19 protein-coding genes are annotated in these 22,347 nt (G+C 41.8%); 11 read left to right on the forward strand and 8 right to left on the reverse strand.

Annotation, left to right across the window (positions count from 1 at the left end):
- Window positions 1-164: 164 nt before the first annotated feature.
- The 4 genes from ilvA to ABWU87_RS05730 form a co-directional block, all read right to left on the reverse strand.
- On the reverse strand, window positions 165-1,367 hold the full coding sequence (ilvA, locus tag ABWU87_RS05715) for a threonine ammonia-lyase (protein WP_353334029.1): 1,203 nt from the start codon (window positions 1,365-1,367) through the stop codon (window positions 165-167).
- Window positions 1,368-1,844: 477 nt separating this feature from the next.
- On the reverse strand, window positions 1,845-2,996 hold the full coding sequence (locus tag ABWU87_RS05720; RefSeq protein ID WP_353334030.1) for a cytochrome d ubiquinol oxidase subunit II: 1,152 nt from the start codon (window positions 2,994-2,996) through the stop codon (window positions 1,845-1,847).
- A gap of 101 nt (window positions 2,997-3,097) precedes the next feature.
- On the reverse strand, window positions 3,098-4,645 hold the full coding sequence (locus ABWU87_RS05725; RefSeq protein WP_353334031.1) for a cytochrome ubiquinol oxidase subunit I: 1,548 nt from the start codon (window positions 4,643-4,645) through the stop codon (window positions 3,098-3,100).
- A gap of 1 nt (window position 4,646) precedes the next feature.
- Window positions 4,647-4,880, reverse strand: a complete 234-nt coding sequence (locus tag ABWU87_RS05730; RefSeq protein WP_353334032.1) for a DUF4492 domain-containing protein — start codon at window positions 4,878-4,880, stop codon at window positions 4,647-4,649.
- A 305-nt stretch (window positions 4,881-5,185) separates the two neighbouring features.
- Here ABWU87_RS05730 and ABWU87_RS05735 point away from each other — a divergent pair, with 305 nt between their 5' ends.
- The 7 genes from ABWU87_RS05735 to ABWU87_RS05765 all read left to right on the forward strand — a co-directional run bounded on the left by ABWU87_RS05735 (window position 5,186) and on the right by ABWU87_RS05765 (window position 12,225).
- Entirely contained in the window at window positions 5,186-6,190 is a 1,005-nt protein-coding gene (locus ABWU87_RS05735) for a 2-hydroxyacid dehydrogenase (protein WP_353334033.1), read from the forward strand.
- A 64-nt stretch (window positions 6,191-6,254) separates the two neighbouring features.
- Entirely contained in the window at window positions 6,255-6,617 is a 363-nt protein-coding gene (locus tag ABWU87_RS05740) for a hypothetical protein (protein WP_353334034.1), read from the forward strand.
- A 77-nt stretch (window positions 6,618-6,694) separates the two neighbouring features.
- Window positions 6,695-8,908 carry a TonB-dependent receptor gene (locus ABWU87_RS05745; RefSeq protein WP_353334035.1) on the forward strand — a complete coding sequence of 738 codons (2,214 nt, stop codon included), beginning with the start codon at window positions 6,695-6,697 and terminating at the stop codon, window positions 8,906-8,908.
- A 16-nt stretch (window positions 8,909-8,924) separates the two neighbouring features.
- The gene (locus ABWU87_RS05750) at window positions 8,925-9,236 is read left to right on the forward strand and encodes a heavy-metal-associated domain-containing protein (protein WP_353334036.1); all 312 of its coding nucleotides are present in this window, start codon (window positions 8,925-8,927) and stop codon (window positions 9,234-9,236) included.
- 23 nt (window positions 9,237-9,259) lie between these two features.
- Window positions 9,260-9,466, forward strand: coding sequence for a heavy-metal-associated domain-containing protein (locus ABWU87_RS05755; RefSeq protein WP_353334037.1), 207 nt, complete (start codon window positions 9,260-9,262; stop codon window positions 9,464-9,466).
- Between the two features lie 634 nt (window positions 9,467-10,100).
- The gene (locus ABWU87_RS05760; RefSeq protein ID WP_353334038.1) at window positions 10,101-10,721 is read left to right on the forward strand and encodes a flavodoxin family protein; all 621 of its coding nucleotides are present in this window, start codon (window positions 10,101-10,103) and stop codon (window positions 10,719-10,721) included.
- A gap of 358 nt (window positions 10,722-11,079) precedes the next feature.
- Window positions 11,080-12,225 carry an iron-containing alcohol dehydrogenase gene (locus tag ABWU87_RS05765; protein WP_353334039.1) on the forward strand — a complete coding sequence of 382 codons (1,146 nt, stop codon included), beginning with the start codon at window positions 11,080-11,082 and terminating at the stop codon, window positions 12,223-12,225.
- Between the two features lie 216 nt (window positions 12,226-12,441).
- Here the strand turns inward: ABWU87_RS05765 and ABWU87_RS05770 are convergent, their stop codons facing one another.
- From ABWU87_RS05770 to ABWU87_RS05780, 3 genes are all read right to left on the reverse strand, one after another.
- Window positions 12,442-13,008, reverse strand: coding sequence for a TlpA family protein disulfide reductase (locus tag ABWU87_RS05770; RefSeq protein WP_353334040.1), 567 nt, complete (start codon window positions 13,006-13,008; stop codon window positions 12,442-12,444).
- 581 nt (window positions 13,009-13,589) lie between these two features.
- A complete protein-coding gene (locus ABWU87_RS05775; protein ID WP_353334041.1) occupies window positions 13,590-14,666 on the reverse strand; it encodes an acyltransferase family protein in 1,077 nt (358 codons plus the stop codon).
- 171 nt (window positions 14,667-14,837) lie between these two features.
- Entirely contained in the window at window positions 14,838-15,848 is a 1,011-nt protein-coding gene (locus tag ABWU87_RS05780) for an acyltransferase family protein (protein WP_353334042.1), read from the reverse strand.
- A 664-nt stretch (window positions 15,849-16,512) separates the two neighbouring features.
- Between ABWU87_RS05780 and ABWU87_RS05785 the strand changes: the two genes are divergently transcribed.
- The 4 genes from ABWU87_RS05785 (at window position 16,513) to ABWU87_RS05800 (ending at window position 21,123) form a co-directional block, all read left to right on the forward strand.
- Window positions 16,513-17,535 carry a hypothetical protein gene (locus ABWU87_RS05785; RefSeq protein WP_353334043.1) on the forward strand — a complete coding sequence of 341 codons (1,023 nt, stop codon included), beginning with the start codon at window positions 16,513-16,515 and terminating at the stop codon, window positions 17,533-17,535.
- Between the two features lie 30 nt (window positions 17,536-17,565).
- Window positions 17,566-18,111 carry an RNA 2',3'-cyclic phosphodiesterase gene (gene thpR, locus ABWU87_RS05790; protein WP_353334044.1) on the forward strand — a complete coding sequence of 182 codons (546 nt, stop codon included), beginning with the start codon at window positions 17,566-17,568 and terminating at the stop codon, window positions 18,109-18,111.
- 100 nt (window positions 18,112-18,211) lie between these two features.
- Window positions 18,212-19,609, forward strand: coding sequence for a C1 family peptidase (locus ABWU87_RS05795; RefSeq protein ID WP_353334045.1), 1,398 nt, complete (start codon window positions 18,212-18,214; stop codon window positions 19,607-19,609).
- A 236-nt stretch (window positions 19,610-19,845) separates the two neighbouring features.
- The gene (locus tag ABWU87_RS05800; RefSeq protein ID WP_353334046.1) at window positions 19,846-21,123 is read left to right on the forward strand and encodes a hypothetical protein; all 1,278 of its coding nucleotides are present in this window, start codon (window positions 19,846-19,848) and stop codon (window positions 21,121-21,123) included.
- A 66-nt stretch (window positions 21,124-21,189) separates the two neighbouring features.
- Here the strand turns inward: ABWU87_RS05800 and ABWU87_RS05805 are convergent, their stop codons facing one another.
- The gene (locus ABWU87_RS05805; protein ID WP_353334047.1) at window positions 21,190-22,272 is read right to left on the reverse strand and encodes a carbohydrate porin; all 1,083 of its coding nucleotides are present in this window, start codon (window positions 22,270-22,272) and stop codon (window positions 21,190-21,192) included.
- Window positions 22,273-22,347 lie beyond the last annotated feature (75 nt).

A 22,347-nucleotide genomic window follows, 5' to 3' on the forward strand; every position in this document is an offset into this window, starting at 1 on the left:
GTTGGAGTCAGGCGTGACTCCTTTTTTTTTGCCCGTATGCTACCGGTGCAATAAGGAAGTGGAACATCCGCTCCGAAAAAGTATAAATAAAAATCCGGCAACTTTCATGTTTACCAGAAAGTTGCCGGATTTTTTAATCTGAATACTAAAACAGTATCGTTATATTATTTCCATTCCAATATCTGAAAACCATTTCTGGCGATTCCTTCACGAATTTCGTTCGTGTGTTCCGCATTACGAGTTTCGAGAACAATACGCAAGTTGCACGAGTTTACATCCGGACTTTCGCCATTACGTTCGTGGTGAATAGAGATGATATTGGCACAGTGGTGCACAATAACCTTCGTCAGCGCCAACAGCGAACCAGGACGATCGGGAAGCTCAATAAGCATTTCGATGGTACGTCCGCTCTTAAGCAATCCACGGTTAACCACACGGCTCAGAATTGTCACATCAATGTTGCCTCCGCTAAGGATGCAGCAAACTTTCTTCCCTTCGATAGGAAGTTTGTCGAACATAGCCGCAGCAATCGACACAGCCCCTGCCCCTTCTGCAATAAGACGATGGTGTTCCATCAGGCAAAGAATGGCAGCGCAAATCTCATCCTCACTCACCGTTACAATGCCATCAAGATATTGTTGGCAAAGGTTGAACGTGTTCTCTCCCGGCTCTTTCACCGCGATACCGTCTGCAATGGTCAACACTGACTGAAGGCACTTAATCTGGTTCTGGTCGATACTTTTAACCATACTAGCTGCACCTTCTGCCTGAACACCGTAAACCTTCGTGTCAGGCTTCAGCATCTTGATGGCATACGCCACTCCACTAGCCAGTCCGCCTCCGCCAATAGGAACAATCACAACATCAACATCAGGCAGGTCATTTAGTATTTCCAACCCAATTGTGCCTTGCCCCGCAATCACATAGTCATCATCAAATGGATGGATAAAGGTGAGTCCTCGTTCATCACGCAATTGTAAAGCGCGTTGGTAAGCATCATCATATACCCCATCAACCAGACAAATCTCTGCTCCTTTTTCACGAGTTGCCTCCACCTTGCTGATGGGAGCTCCCGAAGGCAAGCAAATAAGCGACTTAATGCCATACCGTTGTGCAGCCAGCGCCACACCCTGTGCATGGTTACCAGCCGAACAGGCTATTACACCTTTCGCTTTTTCTTCGTCAGTAAGTTGTGAGATTTTAAAGCTTGCCCCTCGCACCTTGAACGAACCTGTAACTTGGAGATTCTCTGGCTTAAGGAATATCTGAGCATTGGGATTGATTTTGTCTGTACTAATTAAATCTGTTCTGCGAATCACCGAACTCAATACGGTGTTCGCCTTGTAAATCATATCAAGAGAAAGCATATAATAAATTTATTTCCTAAAAATTTTCAAGGTGCAAAATTACCATTTTTTTTCAGAGCTCCTACCCGATGGAACAAGTAATTGTTCATTTTACAACTATTTATACTTTCAACTGTCTAAATATATAATTTCTGCATTACTCTTTTATATCTTTAAACATTTGCACACAGCAATCCTTAAAACATGTTATAAAACATCTTTTTAACCATTAAATGCTTGCAATTTTAACTAAAAGCCGTACATTTGCAATGTGTTTTTCATAGTATTAGATTTAAGGTTAACAAAGGTTGGAGTCAGGCGTGACTCCTTTTTTTTCGCATATACCCGAACCTCTCCCATAAAATAAAAAAAGGAGCTACCTTATTGAGAGGCAACCCCTTAATCCATTATTATTTGCAAGCTATTACAATTCATCGCATCAGCATCCAAACAACGATACTTGCATAATATCCGTTTTATCTTCAGGAAGATAGTCAATCAATAAGCATGTCCCCCCTCATTCATTTCCCGAACATCAATCTTCTTCCTATCGAGCGCACGCCATGCATAGAAAATATAGGCCACCACAAACGGAATCAACAAGGATACTATCGCCATAGTTTTGAGGGTAAACATACTGGAACAGCTATTTGCCAGGGTCAGCGAGCTCTGTATATCAGCCGTTGATGGGTAATAGGCAGTATTGTTGTACCCGGCACAAAGGAATAGCGCCAAAACAGTGAGCACAGTGCCAATGCCCGAAAACCAGACTCCCTTGGTGTATGTTTTGTTCAGAATTGTTCTAATAATGCCAAACAGAACCATCACTACTCCTGCCAGAAAGAGAGAGAGTACAACCGGCATTTCAATCAGATTATGCAGGTATTTATACGGTTCCATCACAATTTCGCGGGTTTCGGGTTTCACTGCATAACCGTTCATCAGCAACAACTTAAACAAAAAGAGAAGAAAGAAGAGCAGAAACAATCCGGCATTTGCAGGCAATGCCTTCCGAATGCGGCCATTCAATTCTGCATCGTCTATATTGTTGGTAAAATAGAGTAAGGCTATTACGCGTGAAAGGAAGAAAACCGCCAACCCAAGGATCACGTTCCAGGGGTTCAGCAAGGCATCCAACCCGTGGGAAGCATTTGCCCAAGAGGAGATAACCGGCATCAGCTGGTTTCCGATGTTCTCCTTATTAATTAAAAAGTTGGAACCGGTAAAGAAGGTGGCCACTGCCCCACCCAGCAACAATGGTCCTACCACACCGTTTATCACAAGAAATACCTGATAGGTCTTCTTGCCGAGCAGGTTGCCCGCTTTCGATTGGAACTCATAAGATACCGCCTGCAGGATAAAGGTGAAAAGGATAATCATCCAGAGCCAGTAGGCCCCCCCGAAGCTTGTGCTATAAAACAAAGGGAATGATGCAAAGAATGCTCCGCCAAAGGTAACCAGCGTAGTAAACGTAAACTCCCATTTCCTTCCGGTGGAGTTGACAAGCATCTTTCGTTGCTCTTCCGTTTTAGCCACCTCAAAAAGCAACGAATTGCCCCCTTGTACAAAAAGTAAAAAGACCAACAGTGCCCCCAGTAGGGAGATAAGGAACCACCAGTATTGCTGCAAAAATAGATAAGTCGTATTCATATGATAGACGAATTAGGTAATCAATTATTTTAGTTAATCGGATAGAGAGCCTATAAGAGCTCGTTCATTTCTTATATTCAATGGAATCCGCATTTCATCCATCAGGCTTCAGGCCCCTTCTTTATCTCTTTCAACAGAATGCGCACCTCTGCTATCAGCATTACGGTAAAGAGAAACAGGAAGATGAAGAAAGTGGTTTGCACAGAACTTACATCTAGTTTCGAGATGGAAGCGCAGGTTGGAAGCATGTCCTGAATGGTCCACGGCTGACGACCGACCTCAGCAACTATCCATCCGGCTTGTCCGGCTATATATCCCAGAGGAATGGTGAAGATGGCCAACCGGTGCATCCATTTCATCTCCGGCAGATTCTTTCTGTACGCCAGGAAAAGTACCAAAGCAAAGAAAAGGATGAAATAACCACCCAGAATCACCATGATGCGGAAGGAGTAGAAGGTCAGCATCACATTCGGAATCAACTGGTTTACGTCTTTTATGTATCCGTAGCCAAAATATTGAATGTTATCCTTTAGTACCTGGCGACAGAAGAGCGCCTCCTCCTTGTTTCCGGCTTTCATCGCGGCACGGTAAGCCCCCAGCGCAGAAATAGCCGTCTGCCCACGTGCAATCTTCTCTTTAGCAGAGATGGCAATCGTTCCGTCACTCTGTTTGTATCCGCCATCAATGATGTTCTTTATTCCCGGAACATAACCGTTCAAATTTCGGGTTGCCAGAAAAGAGAGCAATTTAGGCATTTTAATATCAATGATGAAAGGATATATCTCGTCGTTGTACGTTTGCTTTTTCGAATTCAACACACCTATCGCAACCAGCGGAGCTCCTTGCTGCCCATCATAATAACCCTCCATCGCCGCCAGCTTCATTGGTTGGGTCTGTGCCACCTGATAGGCCGAACTGTCGCCCGACCAGGCAACAAGCACCGAAGCAACCAACCCTACAATGGCACCTATCTTTATGCTGGCTATGGCAAACTCCTTGTGCCGCTTCTTCAGCAGGAACCAGGCACTTATTCCTACCACGAACACTGCTCCCAGAATCCAACCGGAGAGTACGCTATGAAGAAACTTACTCAGCGCAACCGGCGAGAAAGCAATGGCAAAGAAATCCATCATCTCGTTCCGCACCGAATCGGGGTTAAACACCATCCCTACCGGGTTTTGCATCCAGGCATTTGCCACCAGAATCCACCAGGCCGAAAGCGTGGCACCTATTCCTGTAAGCCAGGTAGAAGCAAGGTGATAGCCTCTACTTACCTTATCCCACCCGAAAAACATAACCGCTATAAAAGTGGCTTCCATAAAGAACGCCAGAATTCCTTCGATTGCCAGAGGGGCTCCGAAGATATCTCCCACCAGCCAAGAGTAGTTGCTCCAGTTGGTACCGAACTCAAACTCCAGAATGATGCCAGTTGCCACACCAATGGCAAAGTTGATGCCGAACAGCTTCATCCAGAACTTAGCCGTCTTTTTCCAGAATTCATTCTTTGTGCGATAATACAAAGTTTCCATGATGGCCATGATTAGCGCCAGCCCAAGTGTAAGGGGCACAAAGAGCCAGTGATACATGGCAGTGAGGGCAAATTGCGCCCTCGACCAGTCGATTAAAGAGGTGTCTATACTTTCAAACATATTATTGATTATTAGATTTTGCACGGTTTACCAATTCGCTTCCCACATATTCCTGCTTTGCTTCATCCGTTTTGTAATTGTTCAGGAAACGAGGAAAGAAGAATAATTTCAGAATAAAAAATAGAATAAAGAGCTTAATAAGGATTATCATCCACAAAACCTTGCCCAGCTTCATGGCACGAAAGCCTTCTATGTAGAAACTATAAATAGTAACTATGATATTCTTTTTAGTCATCTGTTATTTTGTTTAACAAAACAAAGAAAGAGATTTTATCGGTAAAAACAAATTGCAGTCCGGATAATTTTATTCGCCGATATGTTTTCCTGTAATATTCCAAGATGTCTATATAAAAAAGAAAAGATTGAAAAAATAGACTCCTGCACCATATTTCTTAAGTGACTTTATAAACTTCTGTAAGGAACATAATATTCAATATTTATTCCGGAACAGCATCTATATTACTCATTTTTCACTATATTTGTAACAGAAGGCATCTATATGACCTTATATTTTTGATATTAACCCAAACGTAGAAAGTTATGAAGAAATACACGATTGCTTTTTTCGATACTAAGCCTTATGATGAGGCTTCATTTAATCAGGTTAATGAGAATTACCAATTCGAACTTAAATACTTCAAAGGACATCTCAACAAGAACAATGTAATCCTTACTCAGGGGGCCGATGCCGTATGCATCTTTGTGAACGACATTGCCGATGCCGAGGTGATTGAGGCTATGCATAAAAACGGGGTTAAGCTGCTAGCTTTAAGATGCGCCGGATTTAATAACGTTGACCTGGCAGCTGCCCAAGGTAAAATAACCGTAGTACGCGTACCGGCATATTCGCCTTATGCAGTGGCCGAACATGCCGTTGCACTAATGATGGCACTGAACAGGAAAACACATCGAGCCTACCTTCGTACCCGAGACGGAAACTTTACCCTGAACGGATTGATGGGGTTTGATATGCATGGAAAGACTGCCGGCATCATCGGAACCGGGAAGATAGCCAAGATACTAATCCACATCCTGAGAGGATTCGGCATGAACATTCTGGCTTATGATATCTATCCCGATTATAATTTTGCCCGTGAAAATCAGGTGGTCTACACTTCGCTGGATGAACTGTACCACAGTTCGGATATCATCTCTCTTCATTGTCCGCTCACTGATGAGAGCAAATACATGATTAACGACTACACCATCAGCAAGATGAAAGACGGAGTAATGATAATCAATACCGGCCGCGGACAGCTTATACACACCAATGCGCTGATTGAAGGGTTGAAGAACAAGAAGATTGGTGCTGCCGGACTAGATGTGTACGAGGAAGAGAGTGAATACTTCTACGAGGACAAGTCGGATAAGATTATAGACGACGACGTTCTGGCACGCCTGCTATCGTTCAACAATGTGATAGTCACCTCCCATCAGGCATTCTTCACGCAAGAGGCATTGAGTAACATTGCACATACTACCCTGCAGAACATGAAAGATTTCTTTGAAGGGAAGCCATTGGAAAATGAGGTAAAAATCAAATAAAAGAAGTTAAACCTGTTACAAAACATAATTTGAATTTGTACATTTGCAGCAATCGTTAAATACAATGAGACAAGTTAAGCATATATTCATCTACACATTGGTACTAGCGTTTATCTATATTGGCGCAGGGGTACCGATATCCAGCTATTGCTGTCAGCAAAAGCAGGAGAAAGAGATGAAGATGTCTTGTTGCAATGACAAACACGATAGTTGCTGCAAAACCAAGATTCTGAAGGTAGACAATTTCGAGAAGGCTTCCGCCCCCACATTTGCTATCCCTACATTTAATCTGGTTGCAGAAGCCTTTTCTCCTTTATCCAGTCAACAACTTCAATCTGAGAATTATCGCGGAGACGATTGGGGATATCCACCCAACGCCTACTCCTCCCGACATTACCTCAGCCTGTTTTGTGTATTATTGATTTGATTATCAGTTTCGTACTGTCATGCCATCATGACAGCAGGGGAACTTATAACATAAAATCAACCTAATACACAGAAATAATGAAAATATTTTTTGCATTACTCTTGGCTTTTACAGCCATGGGCAGTTATGCGCAACAACCTATTACCGGGAATGTAACCGATACTGACGGCGAACCGGTAATCGGAGCAAGTGTTGCGTGGAAGAATTCTACCTTGGGAACAACAACCAATCCCGATGGTCAGTTTGAACTCAAGCCACTTAAAGGCAATAAAGAATTGGTTGTGAGCTTTATCGGCTATGAGTCGGTAACGCTGGAAGTGAATTCAAAAACCGAACTTCCGCTGGCTATCAAACTAAAGCCGGGCATTGAACTAAAAGAGGTTCAGGTTACCGCACGGAAACAGGGATTAATTCAATCCAGAGCCGGAATCCTTAACTCGCAAACCATCACTTCGACCGAACTTTTACGAGCCGCGTGCTGTAATCTGGGCGAAAGTTTCGAAACAAACCCTTCGGTGGATGTTACTTATAGTGACGCGGCCACAGGGGCCCGGCAGATAAAGTTGCTCGGGCTTTCGGGCACTTATGTACAGATGCTGACAGAGAACATTCCTAATTTCCGGGGTGCGGCATCTCCCTATGGACTAGGATATATCCCAGGTCCGTGGATGCAAAGCATACAGGTTTCAAAAGGAACCTCATCCGTAAAGAATGGATACGAAGCCGTTACGGGACAAATCAATGTGGAATACAAAAAGCCACAGAACTCAGATATTTTTTCGGCCAATCTCTATGGAAATTCAATGGGACGCTTCGAAGCCAATGCCGATGCATCGGTTTTGCTGAACAAGGAACTGAGCACGATGGTTTTTGCTCATTATGAGAATGAAACAACGGAGCGGGATGACAACCACGATGGGTTCAATGACTCTCCAACCATGGAACAGTACAACCTGCAAAACCGCTGGGAGTATCATCATGGAAACTATATATTTCATGCGGGAATAAAAGGGCTTCACGAAAAGAGAGGCAGCGGACAGATGTTTGATATGGCAAATCCTTATCGGATAGGGATTAATACAGACCGAGTGGAGCTCTTCTCCAAAAACGCCTATATACTGAACCCAGAAAAGAAGAGCAGCATTGCATTGATTCTTTCGGGAAGCATACACAATCAGGATTCGTACTTTGGAAAAAAGCTCTATGATGTGAATCAGCAGAATGGGTATGCCTCATTGCTTTACGAAACCGATTTGGGCAAAAAGCACAATCTGTCCACCGGACTCAGCTTCAATTACGATTCATACGACCAGAACTATCGTCTTACTCACAACTCCGATCAGGCAAAAACAGCTGATTTCATCAAGGAAGCAGTACCCGGGGCTTATGCACAATACACCTTTTCGCCGAATGAAAAGTGGACTTTGATGGCAGGTCTGCGGGGGGATTACAGCAGCGAGTACGGATTCTTTGTCACTCCGCGCGCCCATATCAAATACAATATGAATGAGTATGTAAACCTCCGGGCATCGGCAGGTAAAGGATATCGCACCCCGCATGTGCTGGCGGAAAACAATTACCTGCTGGCAAGTAGCCGTGATATCAATATTGCGAGAAACCTCAATCAGGAAGAGGCGTGGAACGTTGGAGCAAGCGCATCTTTCTACCTCCCCATTGCGGGAAAGACTTTGAACGTAAACACGGAGTATTATTACACGGACTTCGTGAAGCAGGTGGTTGCAGATATGGATACCAATCCGCATGTCGTCTCCTTTTATAATCTGGATGGAAAGTCGTATGCAAAGAATTTCCAGATAGAAACCTCCTACCCTTTTTTCAGAGGGTTTACACTAACAGCAGCTTATCGCATTACGGATGTAAAGAGTACCTATAACGGTGTACTAAAAGAAAAACCGCTGACGGGGAAATACAAAGGATTGCTGACAGCCTCTTATCAAACTCCACTGAGAATATGGCAGTTCGACGCTACACTTCAGCTGAATGGCGGAGGAAGGATGCCGTCACCTTACACGAATGAAGACGGCACCTTGTCATGGAGTGAGCGTTATCAGGGATTTCCTCAGCTAAACGCACAAGTTACCCGCTTCTTCCGTTCGGGTTCCATCTATTTGGGGGCTGAAAACCTGACCAACTTCACGCAGAAACACCCGATTATTGATGCGGCAAATCCTTACGGAGGCAACTTTGACTCTACAATGATTTGGGGCCCTGTGCAACATGGCAGCAGATTCTATGTGGGTGTGCGCTTTAATTTACCAAGAAATATTTAATTAAAACAAGTACGTTATGAAAACAAAAATGATTCTTTCCGTGTTAGCCATTCTATTGACTTTCACAACAGTAGCAGCAAAAGATATAAGAAGCATAACTTTGAAAGTTGATGAGATGATGTGCGAAATACACGAAGCAAAAATCACCAATATGCTTCGCTTTGAAAAGGGAGTGAAAGAGGTGAAAACAGATGTTCCATCCCGAAAGGTAGTCATCAAGTATGATGCGGAAAAAACAACTCCCGAAAAACTGATTAAATCTTTCGAGAAGGTAAAGTGTACTGCCGAACCGTTTCCCGAGAACAAGGCAAACGAGGACAAGAAATAATAAAACGCTAAAACTTGAAACAAATGAAAACATTGAAATTTAAAACCAGTGCCATGTGCAGTGGATGTGTGGCTAATATAGGCAAAAGCCTGAACGAGATAGCTAAGCCGGAACAGTGGTCTATCGACCTCAGCTCAAAAGAGAAGGTGCTGACAATTGAGACCGACAAGGAGCCCGAAGAAATAATCCGTCTGATTGAGAAGGCGGGGTATAAAGCTTCGCAGCTCTGAGACATTCATTCCATCTAGCAAGGAAGAGCGTGCCTAAAGTCAATCCAATAATCTGAAATTAAAGATTGTAACCAGACCAGCTTCTTTAAGCAAAAAAGAGCCATTTGAAACCTATCATCAGGTAAAAATGGCTCTTTTCTTTTATGGTGTAATATGAACTGTAACCTATTCAGATTAAAAGTCGACTTTTGACACCCACTTTGTTTATCTCATTTTCAATAGCGCCGGTTACAACTTCACACCCTTCTTGTCCAGGCTCCAATTTGATGTTTCTTAAACTAGCCACATGGGCTTTGATGTCACACCGTCACACCCTTCTTGTTCGTGCTTCAATGCAAGCTTCATAATTTCCAGTTTTTGGCACAAAAAAAGAGGATATTGAGATAAAAATCCATATATTTGTGTGGATACAGTCACGAATAAACAGAGTATAATTTAGAAACTGTTTTGAATTTTACGGATTCTGTTTTTCTTTCTATCTTTTATGCTGTTTTCTGCCCTTTTTTGCGTCTTTGTATTTTCCTTTCTTTCGTATAACCCGCTATACGATGCGAAATAAAAATTCAAATCCATCAAAAAATGACTAAAAAACACTGCATAAAAAAATTTAAAACAGTTTCTTAGATATCAGCCTATGAAAGTAATATTGGTAAACGGCAGCCCGCACAAGCATGGCTGCACCTACACAGCCCTGAAAGAGGTGGCCGATACGTTGGAAAAGAATGGTGTTGAGACTGAAATCATCTACCTGGGTACACAACCTATATCCGGCTGCACAGCATGTGGTATCTGCCGGAAAAACGGAAAGTGCTTCATTGATGATGAGGTGAACATCTTCCTGGATAAAGCCGAAAATGCCGACGGATTCGTGTTTGGCACACCGGTTCATTTCGCCTCGGCTTCGGGTGCCATCACCTCATTTATGGACAGGGCTTTCTATGCTCGTGGCAACCGAATGATAAACAAACCCGCAGCAGCCGTTGTCAGCTGTCGCCGTGGTGGAGCTACCGCCTCATTCGACCAGCTAAACAAGTACTTTTCAATCAGCAACATGCCCATCGTCTCTTCGCAATACTGGAATATGGTTCACGGCAATACCCCCGAAGAGGTGAAGCAAGACGAGGAAGGATTGCAAACCATGCGCACTCTGGCGAAGAATATGGCCTGGCTGATTAAATGCATAGAGGCAGGACACAAGGCAGGAGTTCCTTTGCCGGCGAAAGAGGAGAAAATCTACACCAATTTTATCAGATAATTTGGTGCATGCTTTGGCTGTTTTATACCGGCAGTCATACTAGTCGACCTGGAAATAAGAAAAGCAGCGCCAATCAGTTGTAGTAATAACATCGATAAACGTAAACCCATTCCAGTAAAGGTCACAGTCATTATGAAAACAATCAGATCAAAAAAAACAACGCCTAGTTTAAAAAAAACAAGGCGTGGGATTTGAAAAACAAGGCGTAGAAATAAAAAAAGAAGGCCTAGTTTTTTTTAAAACGTCTCGATGTTTTTGAAAAAGGCCTCGACGTTTTTGAAAAGTTTCTCGACGTTTTTAAAAAACACTTCGACGTTTTTTCAATCATAATAATAAACCTATTAAAAGTAAAATACTTATGAACAATTTTGTATTTCAAAATCCAACAAAGCTAGTCTTTGGTAAAGGTGAGATAGCTCAATTGGCTACACTTATCCCTGAAGAGAAGAAAATCCTGGTTACGTTTGGCGGAGGTAGCGTAAAGCGCAACGGCGTTTACGACCAAGTGGTTCAGGCCCTGAAAAACCACAAATTCATTGAGTTCTGGGGAATAGAGCCAAACCCTGAAGTGGAAACAATTCGCAAGGCGGTTGCCTTAGGAACAGAGCATCAGGTAGATTTTGTACTTGCCGTGGGTGGCGGGTCTGTGCTGGACGGAAGTAAGCTTATCGCCTCGGCGTTGGCAAACCCGGATAAAGATCCATGGAGCATAGTACTGGGAAGATACAGCGAAACAGCCATCCCATACGCTTCGGTTATGACGCTTCCTGCCACCGGGTCTGAAATGAATGCCGGTGCGGTTATCTCACGCAGAGAGACAAAGGAAAAGTATGCTTTCTATACCAACTATCCTATTTTCTCTATACTCGATCCGGAAGTTACCTTTTCGTTGCCGGCATTTCAGGTTGCCTGCGGTATTGCCGACATCTTTGTACACATCACCGAGCAGTACATGACCGCACCCGGACAATCTCGTCCGATGGACCGCTGGGCGGAAGGCCTTCTACTTACCCTATTGGAGATTGCTCCGAAAATCAAGGAGAATCAAAACGATTACGATGTGATGGCCGATTATATGCTGACAGCCACCCTGGGCCTTAACGGCATGATTAGTATGGGAGTTTCTCAGGACTGGTGCACCCACATGATTGGGCACGAACTGACGGCGCTGCATGGGGTTACCCACGGAGCTTCGCTGGCCATTGTCTATCCGGGCACTCTGCGCACGCTTAAAGAGCAGAAAAAAGGCAAAATATTGCAGTATGGAGAGAGAGTGTTCGGCATAACCTCGGGAAGTGAAGACGAGAGGATTGAAGCGGCAATTGCCAAAACCGAGGAGTTTTTCCGTTCTCTGGGACTGGCTACCCGGCTTTCTGAAGTGAATATTGGCGATGAAACAATTAACCTGATTGCTGAACGCTTTAACACAGCAGGTCTTGCCATTGGTGAGCAGCTGAATGTGACAGGAGACGTTGCAAAACAGATCTTGCTGAATTGCAAATAACCACCTTAACATAATATTATCAGGGCTTTTCAATGCGTAGATTCAGGGCAATTAGTACAGATAATCTAAAATTTCCTGAAAAGAAAAGATGAACCCGAACTCTTATTCCAAAACGGGATAATGAGTTGTAGTTCACAAAAAAGAGTCATTTTCAATCCATGTAAATGGTTGAGAATGACTCTTTCCAGTTTCTTAATATTAATGTGCAGATATAAGCTATTTCGCTAGTTGACTCTCAATTTCCTTCACCAGTCCGGCAAACTCCTCTTCGTTATAGAGGCGGGTCATCTTCACAATCTTTCCAGTTCTATCAATCAGCACATTACGGGTTATTCCGGCATTAGATTCGGCATACTTAGTAAAAATCTTTGCTCCCGGGTCCAATCCCAAAGGATAGGTAATCTTAGTCTGTGCAGCAAACTCTTTCACTTTCTCCAGCGGTTCATCCCTATCGATGCCAATTAGCACAAACTCATTATTGTCCTTATGCTTTTGCCAGATGTCACTTTCAATAAATGGCATCTCTTTGCGGCATACTCCACACCAGCTTGCGGTAAACTGCAGCATCACCACCTTTCCTTTCAGAGCCGATAGCTTCACTTTCTTGCCGTTGGTCAGTGCTACCTCAAAATCGGGTGCCACGTCTCCCACCTTTACAATATAACCACGGTCATCAGCAACCGCCTGTTGCGCTACTGCCGTTTTTTTCTGTTGAGCATTCAGCTGAACAGTTCCTATCCCTATTAGAAACAGGCAAAACAAACTTTTGATAATTTTATTCATAAACAATTCTATTATTAATTGCGCTATTACTTATAATCGCCGGTATTGCAAAGACAATTTTAAACTATGCAGGCAATGCTTTTTGTAATCCAAACACGGAAGTCCTTTGCACAAAACATCTTTTGCTGACTTATAAAAACAATAAAATAATCCCGGCTATAAACAAAGGAATTACAATATACAAAATCTTATTTTCCATACACAATATACATTCACATTATCCTTGCTGACAAAAACAGTTGCAAGTTATACAAAAAAGAGGAAAAGGTACAAACCTGTTGACTGAAAACCATTTTCTTTAGTTTTTATTATTAAGTTATCTCCAACCTTAACAGCTTTTTATTCATTTGAGGTCTGGCTTTTGAATGAAAATAATTTGTAAATATGAGAATAATATAGCAATCGGAGTATTGCAGAAGTTAATATATTAATGCATTATTGCATCAAAAATTGATTAGAGCACAGAGAGACAATTATGCAAGAATGGACATTGAAACGCTTAAAACTTCAAAACAAACCTATCGTTGAAGGTATATCCTGACAGAATAAAACATAGTCAGTATGATATAATCAGAGATAAATTATCTGAATGACAAAAAACGGGTATATTTGGTCTTTCCAAGCAAATAGCTAATTATCAACGGGAAAACAATCCCAACCAACGTGTATACTATCCACATGTATTCGTTATGCTCCGTTATGATGGGATGACGGCCTATATTCCTTACATCCATTCCGTACGCATAAACCTTGAGCAAACTCACAGCTTTAAAGCACAAGAAATGAAAAACAAGAATAGGCATTGTGTTGTTTCCCAGATAAACAAGCAGCCTCCTCAACCGGTTTGTTCTCGTATCAATAACAGACGATATCTTGAAGAACAACAAACAACCGGAAAGTGCCCCTATTGAAAAATAACATAAGTCTACCAAGGAAGAGCTGGGTGACATGCTACAAGGGTGCACCAGCATGATAACAGTAAGAATGATAGCCGCAACAACATACAACCACCTCTTTTTATTTATATCCACATTTCCCATTTTCCAAATGTAACCCAAACTAAAAAAGGTTACTCCCAGCAGTTCGCGGTATCCGCCCTGGGGGATTACAGGAATGGGGAAATGCAGGTAAGCTTTCAGCCCGCTAACTAGATAGAAGGTCATTCCGATGATAAAGGCAATTGTTATAGGAGTGGCATTTTTGAAGAATTTTCTCAGCAGATAGAAACTCATGCAAAATAGTATGCCGGCAACAAACAGCGAACGCAAAAACCAGAAAGCGCCCAGCAGGGCATTTTCATAATTCCCCATTCGGTAGATTATATTCATGGCGTTAATCAGAATTCTTTTAGTGGAATACAGATAACTGCCATACGTGTTATTAAGAATCCCAATATGAATAAACAGATTGTGCAGCAACAGGAATATCAAACTCCATTTCATGAAAGGAATGTAGAGCCCTTTGATTCGTTTAATGAGAAACGTCTTTTTATCTGAGATGTATTTTTCGTTGAAGAAATACCCCGAAGCCATGAAGAACAAGGGAATATGGAACAAATATATGTATCGACCAAGCCAGGCGGGACAGCCCGAATGGCCAATGACCATCAGCACTATTCCAATTCCTTTGAATATTGAAAGGGTTGTATTATTCTTCATTTTATTCAACTAAAAAAGAGATTGTGGTTCACCAAGCATCCCTGTCTTCGTTTTTTTAATAGAGCGAATCTCCTTCATACGGCAGATTTGATGCTTTCTAAAAAACACACAAAGGTATTATATCTGTTTGATTTCTGACAAATAAGGTGGAGATTATTTAAAAATCGCTTGCTAACGGGGTGTCCCTAACAGAAGAAACCGAGAGTAGCTGTTTCGTTCAATTGTCTTGATAATAGTCAGGCAAAGCGCTAATATTGCCAGGGATAATCCCGGAGCCAGCAGGTATACCAACCAATCATCCAGCCTCAACGAAAGAAGCATGAAGACACGCTCAAAAAGAATCATCTGAATGATGTAGATGCCCAGCGTATACTTCCCTATTTCACAGCATTTACTTATCCACTGCCTATTGGCATACCGCTCATAGAGCATCTGCACCGAAATGATAAAAAAAGCACTTCCGGCCAGACCTATTAAGAAACGAAACAGCGCAATCCCGAAAGTGGCTGTTGCAAAGTGGAACGGATGAAAAGAAAATAGTTCAATCGGGCTTTTATAGATAGTATAACTCCCCTCCCAACAGGCCAGACAAAAAATAAACAGCGCCAGACTTGCTCCCCACCACAGCGATGCATCTTTCTCAATCTTCTCGCGGTACTTCTTGTAAAACAATCCTATCCAGAAGAAAGGAAGCAGAAAGTTTATGGCAACTAGGCTGCCAAAAGGAACAATGCAAAGAACTACACTTGAAATAATAGCTGCCAAAAACTCATTCTTTATCAGTTTCAGCGAAATACGGGCAATGAAATAACATCCGAATACGCATTTCAGGAACCAGAAACTATTAACCAAACCATGCATATCGAATTTCATGATATTCTCTTCCTCAAGCCCGGGATTGATGAAGGAATAAACCAGACAAAGAAAAGAATACCAGGCCACTGCAGGAAGCAAAAGCTGAACGGACTTCTTTTTAAAGAACGCACCTGCCGATAGTTTCATTGAAGACGAAAAGAAATATCCGCTCATAATCATAAACAGTGCCATGTGGAATGAATAAATCAGTTCCCACAGTGGATTATGCCAGAAACCCTTGCCTATATACTGAATTGCATGTCCTAAGATGACTATGTATATGGCAAAAAACTTGATTAAATCTAAATAATATATCCGTTTTCCCATTTTGTATGACTTCGCAGTTCCTCTTTTATGCCTTAATTTTCAAATGGCAAGTATATAATAAACATTGGAACTGATTTTATTTCGGCCTCATAGTGTGAAGCCAAAACAAGAAAAACGGCCCGCAAATCTGTAATATTCTACTCGTCGTATGAACTCTTTTCTGTAAGAACGTGCAAAATTAAATAAATTCCACGGTTTGTTTGATAGCCTTTTTACCAATATTTTTAATAATTGGATTTTCTTCGCAAAGAAGAACGCTTCATCTCACGGAAAGTGCTTCTTTTTTCATGAGTTTATCTGTTGGGGTAATCCTTGGTCATTCCATACGGTTCATCTTTTTTCTTCGGCTAGAATATGCAGAATTGGAATAATTTCATCATCCAGAGCCTCTTGCCTGGGTTCGCCCCGTATTTAGGTTGTGCAGATAACAATCATATCAGGAATCAACACATCTGAATCGGCATTCCACACTGGTTAAGATTGCCGTTATTTACCTTTTGAAATTGAAAATTCTTAATATTGGGACAAAATAAGGGAGCTATCAGAATTCAAATCGGTTCTTAAATTTGTTCTTCTTAGAAAGATCAAGATAATAACGCGCAAAAAATTTGCAAAATTCGTCTGAATTCCTATATTTGTTTTACATTTAATACAAGACCTTCCTATGAAAAAGCAGTTAATACCCATAGTAATTACTTTTGCATGTGTTGTGTGCAGTTGTGCCCTGAAAACCAAATCGGAAAACAATGAGAAAAATGAAGGAGCTATCTCTTCAGCACCTGCCGTCGTAAAGGAAGTAAGCACAACAGATACTCTTGCCTACAATAAAAAGCTGAAGCAACTGGCCAATGGAGACTCCACCGGACGCTGGCCGGTAAAGCATCAGCCCTATCCTATCAAGGGACATATCCTGCCGTACAAAAGAATTGTAGCCTACTACGGTAATCTCTATTCCAAAAGAATGGGTATCCTGGGTGAATATCCGCCCAAGGAGCTATGGCAAAGGTTAAAAGCCGAATTAAGGGCATGGGAGAAGGCCGACCCGAAAACTCCCGTGCTACCTGCCATACACTACATTGCCGTGGTGGCTCAGGGAGGTCCGCAGAGAGACGGAAGATACCGGGCACGCATGCCGCACAGTCAGATAGACTCGGCGATGGCAATTGCCAGAATGGGCAATGCCCTTCTCTTTCTCGATGTACAAGTGGGGCTTAGCAACGTAATGGATGAGGTTCCTTTGCTGGAAGAATACCTAAAACTGCCTAACGTACACCTTGCCATCGACCCTGAGTTTTCCATGAAAGACGGCAGCCGGCCGGGAACACGAATCGGAACGTTCGATGCCCAGGATATTAACTATTGTTCGGACTATCTGGCAAAGCTGGTTCGCGAGTACAATCTGCCGCCCAAAGTATTTGTTGTGCACCGGTTTACACGAAGAATGGTGACTAATTACAAGAACATAACGCTTCATCCCGAAGTGCAGATTGTAATGAACATGGATGGTTTTGGTCCTTCATGGCTAAAGTTCGACTCCTATCGGGATTACATTTATCGGGAACCAGTGCAGTTTACAGGATTCAAGCTTTTCTATAAAAACGACGTAAGGCAATCACCTTACCACATGCTTACACCTCCTGAAATGATGAAGCTGAAGCCGCTGCCCAGTTTCATCATGTACCAATAAAGTGCCGGAAACTGATAAAAAGGTCGCAACATGAGAGTATACATTGGAGTCGATTTGCCGGAATATGTAAAACAATCCCTTTATGAATCGCAGTTTCAGTTGAAGAAGCTGGGACTGAAAGGTACATGGAAACCTTCGGAGTATTTTCATATCACGCTGGAGTTCCTGGGCGAGCTTACGCCGGAATCAATTCCATTGCTTACACAGGTGATAGATACTGCTATTGCCGGGAAAAGAGCTTTCCGACTCACGATTGACAGATTTGGAGCATTCCCCTCCTTTCACCGCCCTCATACCTTGTGGGCCGGAGTTGGAGGAAGCGTGCTAAAGCTGAATCAGTTGCAGAGTGATCTTCATGAAGAGCTGAAGAGAAACGGATTCGAGTTGGAGCAATCACACTTCAAGCCCCATATCTCCTTACTCTCACGACCGAGAGAGATAGGATCCAATCTAAAATCTTTCCTTCTAAGAAGGTCGGGAAAGTTCACCGTTTCCGAGGTAATTCTTTTCGAAAGCAAAGTGGTTGAGGGAAAAAGAGTCTATCCCGCATTGTACCGCGCCCAGTTGAAAAGGTGAATATGAGCCTGCGCAAAAGGAATCATATCAAAAGATTTGCCACGATACATCAGAATAGTTACTTTTGTTCATTAAAAACAAATTCAATTGAATATTTAGTATGAATAAAAGAATTATTTCCGCCTTTGCCCTAGCTATGGCACTTGTTGTCAATGCTCAGCAAAGTGATGGAGGCTTATCGCCCGATATGCTGCAAAGTATCAAACAGAGTTATCAGGAAAACCCATCTGACAAGGCCATCCGCAATGCCATTGGAGGCAGCGATTTAAAGAAACTGGCGCTGAATCAGGATAACCTGAAAGAAATGGATACCTACTTCTCCCATAAAGTTGAGTCGAAAGGAATTGCCGATCAAAAAAGATCAGGCCGTTGCTGGTTGTTTACCGGTCTCAATGTGATGAGAGCAAAAATGATTGCCAAATACAAGCTCGGTTCTTTTGAATTCTCACAAAACTACTGCTTCTTCTGGGATCAGCTGGAAAAATCGAACCTCTTCCTGCAAGCGGTAATTGATTCCTATAAGAAACCAATGAACGACCAATTGGTAGAATGGCTCTTCAAGAACCCATTGAGTGACGGTGGTCAGTTTACCGGCATATCAGACATTATCGGAAAATACGGAGTAGTACCTAAAGAGGTGATGCCCGAAACAAACAGCAGTGACAACACTTCACAGATGGCCAATCTGCTTAGTCTGAAACTTCGCGAATATGGTCTGCAACTACGCGATCAGGCAGCCAAAGGGGCAAAACCTGCCGCTTTGAAAAAGAGCAAAACAGAAATGTTAGGCACCATTTACCGGATGCTTACTCTTAACTTGGGAGTGCCTCCGACTGAGTTCACCTGGACAAGAACGGATACAAAAGGCAATCCTGTAAATACCAAAAAGTATACTCCGCTCTCTTTCTTCCAGGAATATATTAATGACGATCTCACCAACAACTACGTGATGCTAATGAACGACCCCACACGTGAGTATTACAAGAATTACGAAATCGATCTTGATCGCCACCGTTACGACGGGAAAAACTGGACTTACGTAAATCTTCCGATTGAAGATATCAAGGAGATGGCTATCAAATCGATTAAGGATAGCACGATGATGTACTTCTCTTGCGACGTAGGCAAATTCCTTAATTCAGAAAGAGGATTGCTTGACGTGAACAACTACGATTATGCCTCCCTGATGGGCACCTCTTTCGGGATGAATAAACAACAACGCATTCAAAGCTTTGCCAGCGGCTCTTCTCACGCCATGACACTGATGGCTGTAGATTTGGATAAAGATGGCAAGGCCAAAAAATGGATGGTGGAAAACAGTTGGGGAGCAACCAATGGCTACAAAGGGCACCTGATTATGACCGACGAATGGTTCAATGAATATATGTTCCGATTGGTTGTGAACAAGAAATATGTGCCAACCAAGGTACTGGAAATTCTGAAACAGAAACCAATCCGTCTTCCAGCTTGGGATCCTATGTTTGCTAACGAAGAATAAGATTATTACATTCGTCTGAATACAAGGTGGATGCTAAACCTCTCTAATTATCTTTTTAATATGGAGGAGGTTTAGCATCCACTTTTTTATGATGAATAATAAAATATTTTATTTTACACTATTTTTTGCTTATCAATATAAGTTTATTACATTTGTTCACACATAAATTTTATACATAAAGAAACGGTCTTCTCTTATCCGTTTTCTTGAAAACACAAACTTTAAAATCGATCTATATGAAAAACGTTTCTCAATTCAATGTAAACAGCCATGACAAAAACACGCCTAATTTAATCTCCAAACAGGGCATGTCATATAGTAACAATTCCAAATATAAGGTCATAAAACTGTTTTCCACTTTCGTGTTTATATTGTTCCTGTCTATAACAGCTAATGCACAAAGCAACTACAGACCCGGTTACATTATAACCAACAGCAATGATACCATCAAAGGACTTATAGACTTCAGAACGGATAAAATAAATTCCAGTCATTGCAGATTCAAGTTATCAAAAGATGCCGAGGAGCAGACGTTCTATCCAAACGACATTCAGGGTTATATGCTTACCAATGAGGTGAAGTTCTATGTAACACGTACTATCGATATGAACGGAACAACAGAAAAAGTATTTCTTGAATATTTAGTGCAAGGCATTAAAGATCTCTATTTTTATCCTAAAGATAACGGTTATTACTATATAGAAGATGAGAATGGAAAAATGATTGCCGTAACAAAAGAGTCGGAAAAAATTGAGGGGAATAAGTATGTTACAGACAAAAAATACATTGGTCTGTTGAACTACGCATTTAGGGATGCTGAATCGGTAACAAAAGGACTCGATAAAAAAGATTTCAATCGTGCCACCATGATTGAGTTGACCAAAGAATATCATGACAAAATGTGTACTTCGGGAGAAAAATGTATCGTCTTCACCAATGATTACAAGCAGAAATTTATAAAATTAAACTTCGCTGTTTATGGTGGTCTCCAGCTTACTGATTATTCATACAAATACACTAAGGTAAATTTACTAAACTCTAAGAAATCACTAACCCCTGCGGTAGGAGGTCTGCTTAATATCAACAGTCCTCGTTTCATGAAATCAATGAGCGTTGTGATTGATGCCTCGTTAGCAAGGTTAGAAGGAGATGGTAGTTTCTCCAATGGATCAGATTATTACGAAAGATACACATTTAGTTCTTTAGCCTCTACTTTGTCAGTAGGAGTAAAATACACTCATTCAGAAAGAAAGTTTCGTCCTACTATAGAAGTGGGAATCGGATATTCGAATATTTTCAACAACTCCAACACACTATACATTGGATATAATAAGTATACATATAAAAATATATACAATATGGTTTCAAACTATTTTACTTTGAGTTGTGGGATTGGGATGGATTACCAATTGAATGCAAAACATCAGATTTTCTGCAAACTACTTTACAACAAGATGAATGATCTTGATGGCAATATAAGCGGGATTCAATTAAAAGTTGGATATACTCTTTAATCTATTCATTCGTTGAGTCTGGCAAGTTAAAAATCAGCCTGCCAGACTCAACGAGCTTTGCTGCACTCATTTTCTGGGGAAACCAATATTAAATACTGCCCGCAACATTCCTATTGTGTAGATATCCTCACCTGTTTGTATCCAATGAAAGGCAGGCTGAAGGACCATGTATTTACTAACCGGAACACTCCATGTCAACTCAGCAGTTGTCTCTCTCACATCTGCAAACCGGGCACTGTTAACCATCAACCCCAGTTTGTCTTTCTTACTCGCTGAAAACAAACCGGATGCAACCACTCCGGCTCCGATGTAACTATAGCAATAGTTCTTATTTTCTGGAGCAAATGAAGCCTGTGCCAGCAAACCTATTTTTTCTTTCTCTCCGACATAAACATCCTGCTCAGCTAAAAGCCAGCCGACATAATTAAAAGGCATCCTTCTGTTATTCTCTTCGGGATTGAGGTGACCTGTATGGAACAGCCCTCCAAGGTGATAGCGACTTTGATACTGTACGCCTGTACTGAATGCCAGTTCGCCCACATTCATAACTCCATCTCGTTTTGGATTAATAGAAAACAGCTTACATCCGTCGTGCCAAATATCATAAGCCACTCCGTTATACAGACTGTTGGTATACGTTAATTGGTTTGTGATTTTAACTTCAGAAAAGAAACACATTGCCGATAAGGGGTAATTAGCACAGATGTAATTACAAGAGATGGTAGGATAAACACCGCAGGAGCTATTTGTAAAGAGCGAGGAATAAGGAATATTAAAGTAATCTTCATTCATATTACGCACACCCAGAAACATCCGGATGCGGTTAATCCGATGGGTGTATCCTGCAATAAACAGATTAACCAGCAGTGTATGCTCATCTATGTTTGAAAACACCTGCATATCGTCCACAATCCGTTCTTTGGATGAGCGAAACACAGATATGGTGGCAAGGTCGAACGATCCGTCTTTCCACAACCCGGCATTTTCAGTCGGCCATGTTCCTTTCACCGTTAACAAATTAACCCAGTTAGCCTTTCCATGCAGATTATGCTGAAACTCTGTTGAGTATACAAGATTTAGCTCTTGTGCCTCAAGTGAAGAAAATCGGCAAACAGATATTATGACAAAAAATAAATATAGATATTTCATGCCCATCTCTTATTCCATCTCAAAATCTGATTTACGTTTTCAAATAGTACCGCTATTATTCTAACCTCCAAGACG

It is taken from the genome of Bacteroides sedimenti (genome assembly GCF_040365225.1).
Taxonomy (GTDB): Bacteria; Bacteroidota; Bacteroidia; order Bacteroidales; family Bacteroidaceae; genus Bacteroides; species Bacteroides sedimenti.

Coding starts and splice junctions, on each gene's coding strand:
- ABWU87_RS05795 (WP_353334045.1), top strand. CDS start 18,212: ATGAATAAAAGAATTATTTCCGCCTTTGCCCTAGCTATGGCACTTGTT.
- ABWU87_RS05770 (WP_353334040.1), bottom strand. CDS start 13,008: ATGAATAAAATTATCAAAAGTTTGTTTTGCCTGTTTCTAATAGGGATA.
- ABWU87_RS05720 (WP_353334030.1), bottom strand. CDS start 2,996: ATGAATACGACTTATCTATTTTTGCAGCAATACTGGTGGTTCCTTATC.
- ABWU87_RS05755 (WP_353334037.1), top strand. CDS start 9,260: ATGAAAACATTGAAATTTAAAACCAGTGCCATGTGCAGTGGATGTGTG.
- ABWU87_RS05775 (WP_353334041.1), bottom strand. CDS start 14,666: ATGAAGAATAATACAACCCTTTCAATATTCAAAGGAATTGGAATAGTG.
- ABWU87_RS05760 (WP_353334038.1), top strand. CDS start 10,101: ATGAAAGTAATATTGGTAAACGGCAGCCCGCACAAGCATGGCTGCACC.
- thpR (WP_353334044.1), top strand. CDS start 17,566: ATGAGAGTATACATTGGAGTCGATTTGCCGGAATATGTAAAACAATCC.
- ABWU87_RS05765 (WP_353334039.1), top strand. CDS start 11,080: ATGAACAATTTTGTATTTCAAAATCCAACAAAGCTAGTCTTTGGTAAA.
- ilvA (WP_353334029.1), bottom strand. CDS start 1,367: ATGCTTTCTCTTGATATGATTTACAAGGCGAACACCGTATTGAGTTCG.
- ABWU87_RS05785 (WP_353334043.1), top strand. CDS start 16,513: ATGAAAAAGCAGTTAATACCCATAGTAATTACTTTTGCATGTGTTGTG.
- ABWU87_RS05805 (WP_353334047.1), bottom strand. CDS start 22,272: ATGAAATATCTATATTTATTTTTTGTCATAATATCTGTTTGCCGATTT.
- ABWU87_RS05750 (WP_353334036.1), top strand. CDS start 8,925: ATGAAAACAAAAATGATTCTTTCCGTGTTAGCCATTCTATTGACTTTC.
- ABWU87_RS05735 (WP_353334033.1), top strand. CDS start 5,186: ATGAAGAAATACACGATTGCTTTTTTCGATACTAAGCCTTATGATGAG.
- ABWU87_RS05800 (WP_353334046.1), top strand. CDS start 19,846: ATGAAAAACGTTTCTCAATTCAATGTAAACAGCCATGACAAAAACACG.
- ABWU87_RS05730 (WP_353334032.1), bottom strand. CDS start 4,880: ATGACTAAAAAGAATATCATAGTTACTATTTATAGTTTCTACATAGAA.
- ABWU87_RS05725 (WP_353334031.1), bottom strand. CDS start 4,645: ATGTTTGAAAGTATAGACACCTCTTTAATCGACTGGTCGAGGGCGCAA.
- ABWU87_RS05745 (WP_353334035.1), top strand. CDS start 6,695: ATGAAAATATTTTTTGCATTACTCTTGGCTTTTACAGCCATGGGCAGT.
- ABWU87_RS05780 (WP_353334042.1), bottom strand. CDS start 15,848: ATGGGAAAACGGATATATTATTTAGATTTAATCAAGTTTTTTGCCATA.
- ABWU87_RS05740 (WP_353334034.1), top strand. CDS start 6,255: ATGAGACAAGTTAAGCATATATTCATCTACACATTGGTACTAGCGTTT.